Source organism: Bacillus sp. Root131 (assembly GCF_001429475.1).
Taxonomy (GTDB): Bacteria; Bacillota; Bacilli; order Bacillales; family Bacillaceae_G; genus Bacillus_A; species Bacillus_A thuringiensis_S.
The window spans coordinates 2,308,956-2,324,035 of sequence record NZ_LMJQ01000001.1 but is presented as its reverse complement, the minus strand read 5'-3'; the positions used below and the strand labels follow the sequence as shown (position 1 = coordinate 2,324,035).

Genomic DNA, 15,080 nt, shown 5'->3' with positions numbered 1-15,080 from the left:
TCTCTTTATTATTTCATTAAGTAACATTAGCATTACATTCTGTATGGTTTCTTTAAAAATTTCAGTAAAAGAATATATTAATTTTGAAGTGTACAAATAGGGAGAGTGACTTCAACTGTAGTCCCCTTATTCACTTCACTCTCAATAAATACCTTTCCCTGATGTGTTTCAATGATTTTATAACAGATCATTAACCCTAAGCCAATCCCCTCTTCTTTAATACTATAAAAAGGTTCTCCAAGGTATGGTATACGTTCTTTTGGAATCCCACACCCTTGATCGATAAAACGAATTCTTACTTGATTATTATCAAGTATATTTATTTGAATCAGAATTTCCCCTCCCATCGGCATAGATTCAATTGCATTTTTTAATATATTAACAAATACTTGTTTTAATTGATTTCCTTCACATGAAATCAATGGAATACCAGGGTTAAGATCGATTCTAAATTTTATATTATGCATCATTGCTTGAGGTTGTAGTAGCATTAAAACTTGATCCATTAGCAAACTAATATCATTAGGTTGTATTTTTACCACCTGTGGTTTGGCTACCGCCATAAATTCAGTTGTTATGCTCTCTATACGCTCAATCTCTGATGATACTATATTAATATAACCCTGATTATTCTCATTTTCTGTTGATTTTAGTAATTGCATGAACCCTTTCATTGCAGTTAATGGATTATTAATCTCATGAGCCATTGCAGTCGCTAATTGTCCTACAACAGCAAGTTTTTCAGATTTTCGTAATAATTCTTCTGTTTTTAGCCGTTCAGTGATATCACGAGAAATACTTAGGAAAACCTTTTTACCATTTAAGTTAAAAACACGAACACTAAACTCAGCTGTTATTACTTTTCCTGTTGGAAAAACATATTCATCTTGCAAAGTGAAGGAAGTTTGTCCCTTTTTAATTTTTTCTAATAGCCTTACGATCATTTGAGAATCTTGTGGTACTATATTTGAAAATGATAATGAGAGCAACTCTTCTCTACTATATCCAAATCTTCTACACCCAACAGGGTTTACCTCAATAAATCGACTTGGAGCATTATCTTCATTCAGCTCTACTACATATACCGCATCAGTTGCTTGTTCAATTAGTGCACGGTACTTCATTTCACTATCTCTTAATTGCTGGTGTAATCGATGTCGTTCTCTTTCTGCTTGTTTTCTTTCAGAGATGTCTCTACATATTGCTGATAAAGCTATCACATTTCCTCTTACATCTAGTATAGGAGAAACTGTCAGACTGACATCAAGAAGACTCCCATCGCTCCTTTGTCTAACAGTTTCTAATCTAGTAACCACAGATTCTCCTGTTAGAATTTTCTGAATATTTTTAAGCGATTCTTCCATTAAAAAATCTGGTACACAAGGTAATCTCTTACCTATGATTTCTTGTGATGACCACCCAAATATCTTTTCATAAGCTTTATTCGCTTGTAAAATATGCCCTTCTCGATCAGAAATGGTAATAGCATCTAGATTGTGCTTTATAAATGATTCCAATAATTCTTTGGTAGCGCTTAATTCTGATTCTACCTTTTTCCTTTCGGTTATATCAACTGTAGAACCAACAACTTCAATAACTTGTCCATTTCGTTTAATCGGCCTAAGCGCAATAAGAATAATAGTTTTATCATTTGGCCAAGGTAATTCAAATATAATTTCTTTTCCTTCCCATGCCTGAAGATAGTACTTCATCAATTGTGGAACTAAATGTGGAGGAACAATAGAAGCATCAATAGTACGTAAGCTTTTTCCTACCACCTGTTCAGAATAAAATCCGTTTTGATAATAAAACTGTCCATCACATAAAGTGTGTATAAAGTGCTTACCCACTTTTTTAAATTTAAAAATTCCTCCTTGAAGCTCATGTACGGTATCTGCAAGTTCTTGCTTCGATTTTTTTAATTCTCGATTCATTTTAGATAAGTCCTGTGTTAAATAATACAATCTCTGGTAGGCTTCCATAAGAAATAGCCCAATTAAAAGTCCTAACGCTATATATAATAAGCCTCCTGTGTAAAGTAATGTAGTATTAAATAATACGCCAACTAACCACTTTATTCCAATAAAAACAGAAAAATATAACGATGCACTTTTAAAAGGATGTAGTTTTTTAAAATAAGTTTTAAAGGTAGAAAATAGAATCCCCATACCTAAATAAGCAATCACAGGAGGTTCCCAGTACCCTCCTGTGTAAAAGATACGCATTACAATTATGCTAATTAACGTAATCCAACCAGCAATACGACCAAAGTAAATAAAAGATAGAATAAGAGGAACAACTCGAAGATCGTAAGAAAATCCCATGTATGGAAAAGAAAAGAACATTAACGTAACTGCAATAATCCCTCCATAGAGCTTTTCGAAATATCGACTAGAATTAATTGTAAACACTTGAATAAATATTGCTGCGCTAACTAATAAAGAAAAAATAGAAAGGTTGATGAAATAATCTTTAATAATCATGTAATGTCCCTCCTTGCATTAAGTGTATTCGACAAAAAAGCTAAAAATCCTACAAATTGTATAAACAGTTCAAATGCATAAATTTTAAACTAGGATAAAATCTGGAAAAGTAAATAAGGAGCACAGCAGATGAGATATTTTAATGAAAAATAGTTCAAAAAAGATAATAGTAACCGTTGACTACTATTATCTTTTTTCTTTAAGTTATCGTAATACGTATGAAACTCTAAGGGACGTGGTATGTCATTTCATCAAACAATGATTATATGCTGAGTCATGAATATAGAAACTTCAACAGTAATTTTTGAAAAATAACATAAAAAAACAAAACTATCTTTGAAAATGGAAAAAATCTATATAAATGTCAACTAATCTATGTACAAAAACGTTCACTTAATTTTGCATAAAGTCACTCCACTTAGGAAGCTAAGTAGTTCTTCAAGGTCGATAAGAACACCTGTAGATGCTTCAGGATAACTACATAATTGTATGAGTAATGTACTTGAAACCTTTCGGTAAAACCATACACATAATACAACTAACTCCTTGGTTCAATATTTACTTTTTCGCTGAACAAATTCTTTTTCTTGAGCAAAATATTCTAGGATATAAGGAGATTTTTCAATTAACTTGGTGTCTAGTTTATTCTCCAGCTCCAATTACTTCGTTACTTTCAGATTCAGTTCATTATATTTTGTACTTTGTCTTTATACACAACATATTCTTTACCATCCACTACTGCTACTACCGCAAATTCATCATTTGGATTGAATGAAAGCCAATCAGCCCACATGTTAGTATTAGCCCCTCCACTCCACATATTATGAACAGTGTTTTTAGTTAAATTCATAACTTTATAAGACGCATTTGGCGCATTTGTTCCAGTCTTTATTTCAAAAGTGTATGCGTTATGAATTTTTTTATAAAAGTAGAAAACGTTTGATGGACGAAGCTGATTCAAAAAATCCTGTTCTTTTTTCTCTGCAATTTTTATCCCTTCTTGCAAAGTGACAACATCTGTTTTTAATGTTTTCCAACTGTTTTTCGCTGCATTCAAGCTAGGGGTTAAGAATTTATATTTATTTTGATCAGCTTTTTGATCAGCTTTATCAATATGTCCCAGTACACCCGAATATTGAGAATCTAAATCCTCCCATTGCGTAGACATATAAGTAAGAGCAGTGATAGCACTATCAAGCGTACTATGCATATCACTAATATTATGAAATGCAACTCCAACTACACGATTCAATGTTATTTTATAATCTACAGTCTGACGCAATTTTGCTAATTCAGGTTCTAGCCAACCTAACTTACCTCTTGCATCACCTATCATTATGCCACCAGCAATCAAGGTTGGAATAAAGGGGATTTTTACCATGTCTAACCCCTTAGATTCTATGTCTTTCTGATATTTTACTTGTCCTAAAAGGTCCTCTAGACGCTTTTGGTCAGCCTCCACATCAGCACCTTGGTTTTTTAAAATCGATTGCAATGTCTCTTTATGACTTCCAAATGTTCTAACATCTTCTCCAATAGCATTTTTTAATTGAATTAATTCTTCTATTAATGCTTTTGCAGACTTTTGATTTTGTTGAATTCCTCCCTGTAAATCTGTAATCCCTTTTTTTAAAGTATCTCCATTTCCATTATTGATCGCCTCTACTAATGTTTCATAATAATTTTCAAATTTTGTATCGTATTCTATAATGCCTGTCAATGTATCAAAAAGCTGTTTTTTCACTTGTGTATTCCATGTAACAGCATGTGCTCTTGCATTCTTTTGATCTTGTACAATTTTACTAGGTAAATCTGCATTTCCATTAATAGTTATTCCTTCAAAACTCACATCTGGATTATTAATTAGCAAATAAGAATATTCATTCATAGCTTTTGCAAATAAACCAGCATCTTGCAAAGCTTTTTTCATCTGTTCTTCATTTGCTGAAAGAGATATATTTTCATTGTTCGTTTGTTCAATTTCAATCGCAAAAGTTTCTAGTGGTATGACTGCATAAGTAGTTGTTATAGTTAAAAACGCTGATACAGCGAGTAGTTTATTAGGGATTTTTTTCATCATTTCGTATTCCTCCTATATAAGGTATGGTTTCAAGTTCTAATCTTATTAAAAAGCGATGTCTTTCAAAATGAGTTCTACATCTTTTATCAGTATCGTTTGAACTTTCTTTAGCAGCCTTCAAATCATTAAGTATTAAAGAAAATGTATATAATCTGCTTCAAATTAACCGATTCTGTTGCAAATTTTAAAAAAGCAATTAAACTACAAGGTTATTTTTTATTCGAATCATACTTATATATAATTGAAAGGCGAAGTCTTTAATGAGACTCCGCCTTTCTGTTATATAAGGATTTATTAATTATTACTTTTCTGTTTAACAGTGTAATCATAGACTTTCTATGTTTTAGTTCACTTTACGCAGAATTAATATTTCCCTATTTTTGTGGAGTAACAGTTTCCACTTTTAATTCCTTTATTCCTTCTTTTAATGTAACAGCATCTGTTCGTAATGTTTTCCAACTGTCTTTCGCTGCATTTAAATTAGGTTTTAAGAATTTAAATTTATTTTGATCGGCTTTTTGAGCTGCATTCTCAATATGCCCTAGAACGCCCGAATATTGAGAATCTAAATCATGCCACTGCGTGGACATATAAGTAAGAGCGTTAATAGCATCATCAAGCGCCTTGTGCATTTCATTAATATTACTGTAAGCAACTCCAACTACACGATTTAAGGTTACTTTATAATCCACAGTCTGACGTAATTCTGCTAATAAAGGCTCTAACTTACCTAAATTATCCCTTGCTACTCCCACTATAATACCGCCAATTATTGGTAGACCCAAAATAGCACCCTTCATTACATTAAACCCATCAGATTCTAATTGTTTATAATAGTTTACTGATCCTAATACTTCTTCTAGACGCTTTTGATCGGCATCAACATCTGCACCTTGATTTTTTAAAATTGACTGCAAGAGCTCTTTATTACTTCCAAAAGCTCTAACATCATGTCCAATAGAGTCTCTTAATTTAGTTAATTCTTCTATTAGTTGTTGTGCATACTTTTGATTTTGTTGAATTTCACCTCGCAAATCTGTAATCCCTTCTTTTAAAGTTTCTCCATCCCCTGTATTAATCGCTTCTACCATTGTTTCATAATAATTGTCAAATGTTGTATCGTATTCAACAATACCATTCAATGTATCTAAAAGCTGTTTTTTTACTTTCGTATCCCAAGTAACAGCATGTGCCCTTGCATTCTTTTGATCTTGTACGATTCTACCAGGTAAATCTACATATCCATTAATGGTAATTCCCTCAAAATTCACATCAGGATTCTTAATTAACATATAAGAATAGGCATTCATAGATTTTGCAAATAATCCAGCCTTTTGCAAGGTCTCTTTCATTCTCGCTTCATTTGCAGAAAGAGCCGTATCTCCATTGTTCGTTTGTTCAATTTCACTTGCAAAAGTTGTTACTGGTAAAACTACATTAGCAGTTGTAATAGTTAATAGCGTCGATACAGCGAGTAATTTATAAGGGATTTTTTTTATCATTTCATTTTCCTCCAATTTAGGTTTTAAATTTCAGTTCTACTCCTGTTTAAAAGCAATATCTTTTGAAATGAATTCTGCATCTTTATGAATATCATTCCAACTTTCTTTAGCGGCTTTTAAATCATCTGGTATTAAAGAGAATTTGTGGTCTTGCATAGAATCGATATTATCCAGTAAATCTGTATAATTTGCGCCCATTGTATTCCATTGCTTTTGAATATTTGTTAGAGACAATATCGCTTGATCTACAGTCTGATATAAATATGCCAATGTTTCTTTCGCGTTAGTAAGCGAAAGAACTGCTTGATTAGCACGATCTGCTTTCATACTTAATTCTCCGATTTTGTTAGAAATTTCATTATAGGAGTCCATATGCTTAGATGCTGTGACACCAGCCGCAGTTCCTAGACCGATACCAGCTGCACCAAGAGCCGAGAGTCCACCAACAACAGCCGGTGTTGCTGTACCGCCAGTTACAACAATAACTACCGCTCCTCCAATAGCTGCAATAACTAAAATAGCTGCTCCCAATCCACCACCAATTGACCATGCTAATACATCATCAAAATGTTTTTTCTGAGTAGAACGAAGTTGCTCAATTTCAGCTTGAAGTTGTGGAATCGTTGCCTGTTGACCTGCTAATATTGCAGTTAATCCACCTTTCCCATCTGGACCACCAACATTATTTTTAAAATCTGTAGAATTTTGATATAGTTTCCCTTTGAAGTCTTGTAGCATCTTAATCACATCTGTAACTTCTTTTGAATTTGTATTGATTGTAGTAATTAAATCATTTATACCCTCTTTTAGACCTGCCTTATCTTTCTTTTGTACAGTTTCTACTAATGTGTCGTAATAATTTTGAAATTGTTCATCGTAATTTACAATATTACGAGCAGTTTTTTGAATCTGTGGCTTCGCTGTATCTAACCAGTAATTCGCATTGATTCGTGACAGCTCTTGATTAAGGTGAATATTTTTGAGCAACTCTCCCCCCTCTGAGCCTAAATCGATATTAGATAAATTTACATTTGGTTGCTTAATCATTGTTTTTGCGTATAAATCCATTACTAGAATATGAGACCCTGTTTCAGCTAATGCTTTCTTCAGTCCTTCGGGGCCTAATGCATAATTGCCTACTTTTTGTTCTTGAGCGGTCGTTTCTTGTGCAAATGCATGAATAGTGTTACCGGTAGTAGCAGTTATAACAGTTGCTAATGTAGCTAAAGTTAGTACTTTGAATGGAAATTTTTTCATGACTATTCTCCTTCTTTCGCTAAATGCTTATAATCTGTATAGATTCCCTAAAAACGCAATATTAAAATTTATATACTTGTTCTTCAAGGTAACTTATTACATTTTTTAATTGTCTTAATGTATCTTTTTGAGACTGCTCGTTAGTTGTATCAACATTAGTAGATAATTTTGTAATGCTATTTTTTATTAGATTTAAATCTTCTTTATAGCGCTTTAGTAGATCCAGTTCTACATCTACTTGATTTGCAAACGTATGCAAATCATTTTGTGTAAGAAGAAGCATTGATTTTTGTAAATCAGCTATTGATAGTTTCGTTGTTAAATCATATATTTTTTGATTTTGTTTCTCTAAATCATCTAAATATGCTCGCTGTTCTGCTGTTAATTTATTTACTTCAGCAAAAACGCCAAATGTTTTCTTAATCTTTTCGGTATCAATGACCTTCATCAGGTCATACTCTTGTGTTTTTGCTGCGGCTGCGGCTGCTATTTCACCTTGTTTGCTTTTCTCAATTGCTTCACGAGCTGCTTTTTTTGCTGATTCAATCTCTAGAGCAGTTTTACCTTGTTCTGTCGCTTCTTGCGCCGCTTTTTTCTCCGCTTCTAGAATAGAGTTGTTAATTTCTTTTCCTTTGTTATACGCTGCCACCCCTGCTTGAGCAGCTGGTTCAATAATTTCTTTTGAAAGACTATAAACTTCTTTGAATATAGCAAATCCCTGCTCATTTAAAGCTCCTGGTATTAATGCAATTTGCTGTAAATCATTTTGAATTGCTTTTTTGGTATTTAATATTTCATTTTTTAACTGATCTATTTTTCCTGTTCCATCTGTACTTAGTATGCCTTGCGCAGTTGCCACATTAGTATCAAAATCTTTTAATTTTTTATCAAGCTGTAATTTAAGATCTGTTAATTCATTGATTTGTCGTTGCGCATTTTCTTGATTCGTCATAGCCATTTCTTGAAGTACTTCAAGTCTATCCGAAAACCCTTCTCTATCTTCTTTATTGTCTACAAACGATTTTAATGTCGGGTAATAACTATTAAATTTTGTTACAAATCCTTTACTTTTTGAATTTAATAGAATTAACTGTGGATAGAGTTCCGATGACCATTCCTTCATATCTTGTTTGATTAGGAATTGATTGGTATTTAAAGCTGGGACTTCCTCTAGCTGTACATTAGGACTCATTAAAGATTGATCAATATACGTTTGGATTAATTTAGATTGCGCACCTAATTTTCGTAATGAAGAGGAAATATCCATGCCTTTCTGTTGAGTTTCCGCTTGAACGATTGGTGTTGCGAGAGTATTGATAGGAATAGTTGCTCCAGTTACAATGGATGTGACTAATAATCCTGTCATTATTTTAGTTTTCATTCCGTACACTCCTTTACCATTGTTTTTATAACTTAATTCATATAACTTGTACGACCGCTCTCTTTGTAAACTGGATAAGAAGGAGAAATCTTTCAGATACGTTAATATCGTTGTTTTTTACTTCTAATAGGATGTAAGGATTTTATTTATCTCTCATTTCGATACTCTATTTTTTTAAATATAAATAACAAAAATTTATTAACTATATTTGAATCAGGCACCTTATGAGTAGTAAATTATTAATTCTTTCCTAAAGTTGCGGTTTAACTTACAGAATCGTGAGGATCAATAAACCAATGCTTACAGTTAATCTTGTCATAACATTGTTTAATTTCAATTTGATAATATCCCTCTTAGTTTTGTCAGCAAATTCCTTAGTAGACAACAAAAGGTGAAATTATACTGTACATTGCTTATACTTTTATTGCGGAATAACTTCACTTTTGTTATGCAGAAACTTAGAACACGTTTATTACCAATTTGATTCTTGACCTCTTGTAAATAAATTGACTATTTAGAAAATTATTAAAGACATAATGTTACTTATAACTTCACTATAATTCCTATTAGCGTAACCTTCTCCTTTCTGTCTGGTCATACCAGTTATGTTGTTCATTAAAACATTAAATTTTTAATGCGTAAATAGAAAAATTTTGTCGATTATGCTCGATAATTTACTGTTAAATAAAAATATGAACCGAAAAAAATTATATAAATATAGTTATTCGTAAATTTCATTTCTGTAATTGTAATGATTACAAATTAATGTGTATACGGTTAAAAATAACTATTTTAGCTCAACCAAGAAATTTTATTTTAGAAAAAATACTTATAGAATAATATAATAGGTTTTTTTATACTTTTTTACCTTTATTTAGTTATATATAATTGCATAAAATGTAGATATATTTAGTAATATATGTTATATTATTGATTTTTTCACGAAATATCCTAATATCATTATTAATAAATATCTAATATGAAGATATTAGTCTATAAACTTCTCATCGTTATAAACATAGGTTTTAAATTACAAAAAAGCTGCAAAGCTTCCTTGGAACACTTTGCAGCCTTCTATCTTTTTGTTTCCTTTAGCAAAATAATGGTTAGTGAATTTTCATTTTTTGGGATACTTACACCCATGTTTAAGTCTTTACATTGGAGACAGTAGATAACAAACTTATATTATTGTATATTTTTCACGGTACTGCCTAGGGGTCATGCTAGTGATTTTTTTGAAAACTCTTATAAAATAACTTTGGTCATTAAAGTTAAGCCAAGCACAGATATCTGATAACGAATAAGTAGTGAGTGTTAATAATTTCTTTGCTTCTTCCACTCGTTCCCTTTGAATATATTCGCTTAAAGTAATTCCCATTTCTTTTTTAAATAGTTTAGACAGATAAGTAGGCGTAATTTCTAAATGATTAGCAAGTTCATTCAGAGATATTCCATCGTAAACATTTTTATTAATATGTTTTATACATGTAGTAACCGCGTAAGAATACTTTTTTGCATTGTATTCTTTCACACGATCTGCAAAAGTACGTAAAGCATCCCCTGACAATCGCTTTACAGATTCTACATTATCTAATTGTTCCAGGGTTTGTATATATAAAATACTATGAGCAAAAGCAATATCTGGTGGCAGGTTTCCTTCTATTGCATATCGAGTGGCTAAGGTAATCGCAATAATTCCAAGGTTTTTTTGATTCCTGAGCGGATCCTCTATTAGCATAAGTTCAACATCTTCTTGCGAAACCGCATACATATACTGTATTAACTTTTTTTTATTCCCTTCTTTAATAGTCGAAAAGAAATCATTTACTAATGACATATTGTGCGTTTTAGGTTTGTTTTGTCGACGTTTTAAAATATATAAATCAGGTTTCACATTTTTATTAGGAATTTCCTCTAGTACTTTATTTTTTTCCAAGACAATATCTACATCTAACTTTTCATTGAAAATCATGTAATGTAATAAAATTCCCATATCAATTAATGTAGTTTTTTTAATCTCAGATAAACACTGATAATAGGCAAGTCTTTCTTGAATGTTATCATTTGATTTAAATTCTTTCTGAAATTTTATGATCATATCATCTGAATCTTTTGGATGTATAGTAGGACCGATTATAATAGTCCCTTTAATATCATCATGATTTTCTATATGAATTAGAACAAAATTTTCAAGATAGTTGTTACTTCGGAAAAGTGGCAAGTTAAAGGGATCGTTTTCTTGATAAATATCACTAAGATGTTCTTCTTTTGAAGAATAAAAAGGACTACAAACATTATCAGATGTAGAATGATATAAAATTTTTCTGTCTGCAGATAAAATATGTACAGGGGCATTAAATGCTTTATGTGCAAGATCACACAAGTGTTGTATATCGATAGAAGTATTCATTACATTCTCCTTTATAGATCCATAAAATATATTCTGTTAGATATAATTCACGACAAATAATACTATAAAATATCAAATTAGTACAATTCACAACAAAATATTACTATATCTTTTTTATAAAAATCATATATTATTTAATTGTAGTTAGCATCTAAATATCAGAGTAGATAAGTAAACGAAATAAGCTAAGTTCTTTTCTTAATTCTACAAGATATAATTATTGAACTTGAGAAAACAGTGAAGCACTACAAAATACAGTGGTAGTCAATGCGAGGACCGAGATAGAAAAATATTACAAATAAAACGAAAGTAACAGGAGATACTGTACCACCGCAAGAAATAACAGTCAAAGTTCCAATTCAATCATTTATACAAATTGAATTCAAAAAATAAATACTGCTAATTTAAATATGAAACTGAAAAACTATTTTGCTCCAAATTTTAGAAAAAGATAATAAAGAAGTCGTGAAATCGGAAAAAGAGGAAAGCGATACGGCTATTTTTGAAACACTATGTTTTGAAAAGTACAAGGTGGAGGAAATTCAAGTGCTCAATTAAACATTTAATTGAGAGAAAGGTCTTTTCATCAACTAAAAATAAAAATAAAAAACGAATGGAATATTCAAAAAATGACACTATATTACTGGTCGTAACATTAGTTTTACTTTCCACAAAAGAGGGAAAAATATATAGACTTTACAAATACTAAGAATAGCAAAATAGCTAGTTTTATTACCGCATCACATAAAGTGAAACTTTAATCAGTGGGGGTTTTGTTCATCCCCCACTGATTATTAGCCCACACAAATCGGGCTTTTACAGACAGTTGATCCCCCACCTAACTTCTTTGCTTCCGCTGAATTTTGAGGTGGGGGTCTTACTGCCCGGCAAATAGCGGGATAAACTTATTATTAATTTCCAAACACAATAGTTGTTAATCAACAAAAAACTTCAATAATTAAGGTACACAGTAAATTGATCTCAAAACAGTAATTACTACAGTATCAGTTTTTACTTATTCTATAAAAAAAGAAATATCACTTAATGATTATTACTTTATATCAATTTAGACATAAAACATTTTATTATATCGGCTTAAGTATTATGGAATTAAAATTATAAATAACACAAAAACCCTTTTAAGGGATCATACATCGTTCGTATCGAATTTACCACCTTTCGATACCTATGTCATTAACACAACTAAAAAAGATTATTACAAAGGAATCTGAGAGGTTTTTTCAATTTCGAAATTTATTTTTTTGTAAATTAAAGGAAAAATAATCCGTATATATACGGATTATTTTCTTAGTGTAATCTGTATTGACCTGTTAACTGTTTTTCAGCCATTCAAACTAAGCGTTTTGTAAACTCTCCACCGATCCGAACCATTTGTAGATGATGTGATGTATCAGGTCCCAGTGTGACTCTTAGTTCAAAAGCAATTTCATACTTCATTTGCTCAATAGTACTTGTAGTAGCAGAAATAAGAATTTCCTTTGTATTACTTTCGTATCTTTGAATATTTATAATTGCACTTCCAATATATTTATAAATAACATGTGCCTACTTATGCTATTTATGCATAAGCGACCTAATTTCTTCCAGTATTTTTATAGGAACCCTTTCCCTCCCCTTATTCCACCAATTAAATTTGAAACACAAATGTACATTACATTTCAATATAACAATAAAAGCTACAAAAGCAACGAATTTACTATTTTAAAGTTAAGTGTTTAACCTTGAAGTACTTAAATTCTTTTTTCCAGATAAAGCATACATTATATCTTGATGTTTTATTGTCCTCTTATAATTATGTGGTATCGGGAATTTATTTCGGTGTTCTTTTATTATAATTAAAGTTTGAAGTTCTATGCTCAATACTTTTGCGAGAACATGATAGTTATATCCATTGTTTAACAGAGAAATTATGTCATAAAACATAGTTTTTCCACCCACTAATTTTACTAATTTATTCTTTAACTCCTCCCCTTTTTCTTTAGCTTCATCAATTTCTAACAACATAGATTTTTTATTTGTCTGCTTAATGTATTGAGTATACAACTCTGGGAATTCTTTTTGTACTTCTTTGTTTAATACTGGTTTATATTTAATCATATAAGTAACTTGTAACAATGAGCGTTTTAACAAACTATCTTCAATGAGATACGCTACTTTATTAAATAAATGTACATATTCCTCAATATTGGAATAACTATTAAAATGAGCTAATACTCTACTTTTTATACTAAAAGCCTTGCCTACATAAATAATATTGTCATTATAATCTTTAATGAAATAAATACCACTGTCAGATTTTTTCAATTTATTATCCAATTCTTCTATACTCATAAAATGCAATTCACTCATACTTCTCTCTCCTTAGCAGTTTTAAATCGTAAAAAACAAGCAAGGTTTCTAAAAAAGTACTTAGCTGCCCTAGCATCTCTTATTTTATCTCTTGCTAAATGTCAAAAAACTGTTTCTATGTTACTCAACTATCAATATGATTATTAATAAAATTTTCTATCGTTATTATCTCGCAATTTTATCATGTAATTTCGAGATCGTTTCCTCATTTAAATTACTGTGTTTTATCGAATAAAAGAAATATATGACTGCCCCAATAGTAATCCAAATACTAAAGTACATCCATGTCCTTAACGGTAAATTTAGCATTAAAAACAAACAACATACAATTGAAACGCTTGGTAATACAGGTACAAAAGGTACCATAAATCCACGTTTTAAATTTGGGTGTGATTTACGTAGAATAATAACTGATAGACAAACTAACGCAAACGTCACCAAACTACCGATATTAACTAAATTAACCAATTCTTTTAAATCAATAAACCCAGCTATTATAGAGCTCCCTATTCCTGCCAATCCAGTTATAAAAGTGGGTGCTCCAGTTTTCTTATTAACTTTCGCAAATGATTTCGGTAACAATCCATCACGACTCATTGCAAAGAATACTCGTGTTGCCGCATACATATTGGAAAAAATAACAGCCATAAGGCCAATTACAGCACCTGCAGCAATTGCACCAGCGACTTTTCCTTGTCCTACAACTTCCATTACATAAGCCATTGCCTCAGGGACATTTAATTCTTTATAGGAAACCATTCCTGTCATAACAAGGCATACCATAACATAAATAATTGTACATATGATTAATGATGCAATAATACCGATCGGAAGATTACGTTTCGGGTCTTTTACTTCTTCTGCTGAAGTTGCTAATATATCAAAACCCGTAAAAGCGAATAAAATAGCTGCTCCACCCGTAAAAACTCCACTTAAACCGTATGGTGCAATTGGTATCCAGTTCATTGGTTTTACATAGAATATACCAACCGTAATAAACAACAAAATCATTCCAATTTTAATCAATACCATTGTATTATTGATTCGTTTACTTTCCCTCGTACCACGGGATAACATCCATGCTAATATCAATGTAATGATTACTGCTGGTAGATTCACAATACCACCATGCGAAGGAATCGTTACTAGAGCTTTAGGTATCTCTAATCCAAATCCCTTTATTAAATTGTGGAAATAGCCTGTCCATCCAGCAGCGACAGCCGCTGTTGCCACGATATATATTAACAGCAATGACCAACCTACTAGATGAGCAACAAACTCACCAATTGTTGCATATGAGTACGTATATACACTACCAGACGCCGGGAGTGTAGAAGCAATTTCCGCGTAACATAATGCTATAAATCCACATATAATTGCTGCAAGTATAAATGAAAAAACAACTGCTGGACCAGCATTTCTTGCTGCTACTAATCCAGTTAACACAAGAACACCCGTTCCAACTATCGAGCCTACCCCTAACATAATTAAATCAAATGCTCCTAATGTTTTCGTTAAAGTCTTGCTTTGATTATGCTCCAACAATTGTGTAACGGATTTCTTTTTTAGTAAATTACTCATATTTTCTGTATCCCCT

At 31.4% G+C, this 15,080-nt stretch carries 10 protein-coding genes and 1 pseudogene; 1 reads left to right on the top strand and 10 read right to left on the bottom strand.

Features of this window, described 5'->3' with window-relative positions; all coding sequences use genetic code 11:
* Positions 1-77: 77 nt before the first annotated feature.
* The 7 genes and pseudogenes from ASE54_RS11600 to ASE54_RS11575 all read right to left on the bottom strand — a co-directional run bounded on the left by ASE54_RS11600 (position 78) and on the right by ASE54_RS11575 (position 11,113).
* The gene (locus ASE54_RS11600; protein ID WP_000584302.1) at positions 78-2,483 is read right to left on the bottom strand and encodes a PAS domain S-box protein; all 2,406 of its coding nucleotides are present in this window, start codon (positions 2,481-2,483) and stop codon (positions 78-80) included.
* A 446-nt stretch (positions 2,484-2,929) separates the two neighbouring features.
* A pseudogene (locus ASE54_RS36840) lies at positions 2,930-3,142 on the bottom strand (hypothetical protein); the annotation flags it as partial.
* A 20-nt stretch (positions 3,143-3,162) separates the two neighbouring features.
* The gene (hblA, locus tag ASE54_RS11595; RefSeq protein ID WP_000976159.1) at positions 3,163-4,563 is read right to left on the bottom strand and encodes a hemolytic enterotoxin HBL binding subunit HblA; all 1,401 of its coding nucleotides are present in this window, start codon (positions 4,561-4,563) and stop codon (positions 3,163-3,165) included.
* A 374-nt stretch (positions 4,564-4,937) separates the two neighbouring features.
* Positions 4,938-6,065, bottom strand: coding sequence for a hemolytic enterotoxin HBL binding subunit HblB (gene hblB, locus ASE54_RS11590; RefSeq protein WP_000591960.1), 1,128 nt, complete (start codon positions 6,063-6,065; stop codon positions 4,938-4,940).
* 36 nt (positions 6,066-6,101) lie between these two features.
* The gene (hblD, locus tag ASE54_RS11585; RefSeq protein WP_000714435.1) at positions 6,102-7,322 is read right to left on the bottom strand and encodes a hemolytic enterotoxin HBL lytic component L1; all 1,221 of its coding nucleotides are present in this window, start codon (positions 7,320-7,322) and stop codon (positions 6,102-6,104) included.
* A gap of 61 nt (positions 7,323-7,383) precedes the next feature.
* The gene (gene hblC, locus ASE54_RS11580) at positions 7,384-8,703 is read right to left on the bottom strand and encodes a hemolytic enterotoxin HBL lytic component L2 (protein WP_000850241.1); all 1,320 of its coding nucleotides are present in this window, start codon (positions 8,701-8,703) and stop codon (positions 7,384-7,386) included.
* A gap of 1,180 nt (positions 8,704-9,883) precedes the next feature.
* Entirely contained in the window at positions 9,884-11,113 is a 1,230-nt protein-coding gene (locus ASE54_RS11575; RefSeq protein WP_001097907.1) for a helix-turn-helix domain-containing protein, read from the bottom strand.
* 429 nt (positions 11,114-11,542) lie between these two features.
* Between ASE54_RS11575 and ASE54_RS34075 the strand changes: the two genes are divergently transcribed.
* Positions 11,543-11,671: a hypothetical protein gene (locus ASE54_RS34075; protein ID WP_003281887.1), complete on the top strand. Its 129-nt coding sequence runs from the start codon at positions 11,543-11,545 to the stop codon at positions 11,669-11,671.
* Positions 11,672-12,463: 792 nt separating this feature from the next.
* On the opposite strand, the gene ASE54_RS34070 is transcribed toward ASE54_RS34075, so the two are convergent.
* From ASE54_RS34070 to ASE54_RS11565, 3 genes are all read right to left on the bottom strand, one after another.
* On the bottom strand, positions 12,464-12,643 hold the full coding sequence (locus ASE54_RS34070) for a small, acid-soluble spore protein, alpha/beta type (RefSeq protein ID WP_042598237.1): 180 nt from the start codon (positions 12,641-12,643) through the stop codon (positions 12,464-12,466).
* A 198-nt stretch (positions 12,644-12,841) separates the two neighbouring features.
* Entirely contained in the window at positions 12,842-13,483 is a 642-nt protein-coding gene (locus ASE54_RS11570) for an excinuclease ABC subunit C (protein WP_001292159.1), read from the bottom strand.
* Positions 13,484-13,648: 165 nt separating this feature from the next.
* Positions 13,649-15,064, bottom strand: a complete 1,416-nt coding sequence (locus ASE54_RS11565; protein ID WP_000067456.1) for an amino acid permease — start codon at positions 15,062-15,064, stop codon at positions 13,649-13,651.
* Positions 15,065-15,080 lie beyond the last annotated feature (16 nt).

Coding starts and splice junctions, on each gene's coding strand:
- ASE54_RS11565 (WP_000067456.1), bottom strand. CDS start 15,064: ATGAGTAATTTACTAAAAAAGAAATCCGTTACACAATTGTTGGAGCAT.
- ASE54_RS11600 (WP_000584302.1), bottom strand. CDS start 2,483: ATGATTATTAAAGATTATTTCATCAACCTTTCTATTTTTTCTTTATTA.
- hblA (WP_000976159.1), bottom strand. CDS start 4,563: ATGATGAAAAAAATCCCTAATAAACTACTCGCTGTATCAGCGTTTTTA.
- ASE54_RS11570 (WP_001292159.1), bottom strand. CDS start 13,483: ATGAGTGAATTGCATTTTATGAGTATAGAAGAATTGGATAATAAATTG.
- hblC (WP_000850241.1), bottom strand. CDS start 8,703: ATGAAAACTAAAATAATGACAGGATTATTAGTCACATCCATTGTAACT.
- hblB (WP_000591960.1), bottom strand. CDS start 6,065: ATGATAAAAAAAATCCCTTATAAATTACTCGCTGTATCGACGCTATTA.
- hblD (WP_000714435.1), bottom strand. CDS start 7,322: ATGAAAAAATTTCCATTCAAAGTACTAACTTTAGCTACATTAGCAACT.
- ASE54_RS11575 (WP_001097907.1), bottom strand. CDS start 11,113: ATGAATACTTCTATCGATATACAACACTTGTGTGATCTTGCACATAAA.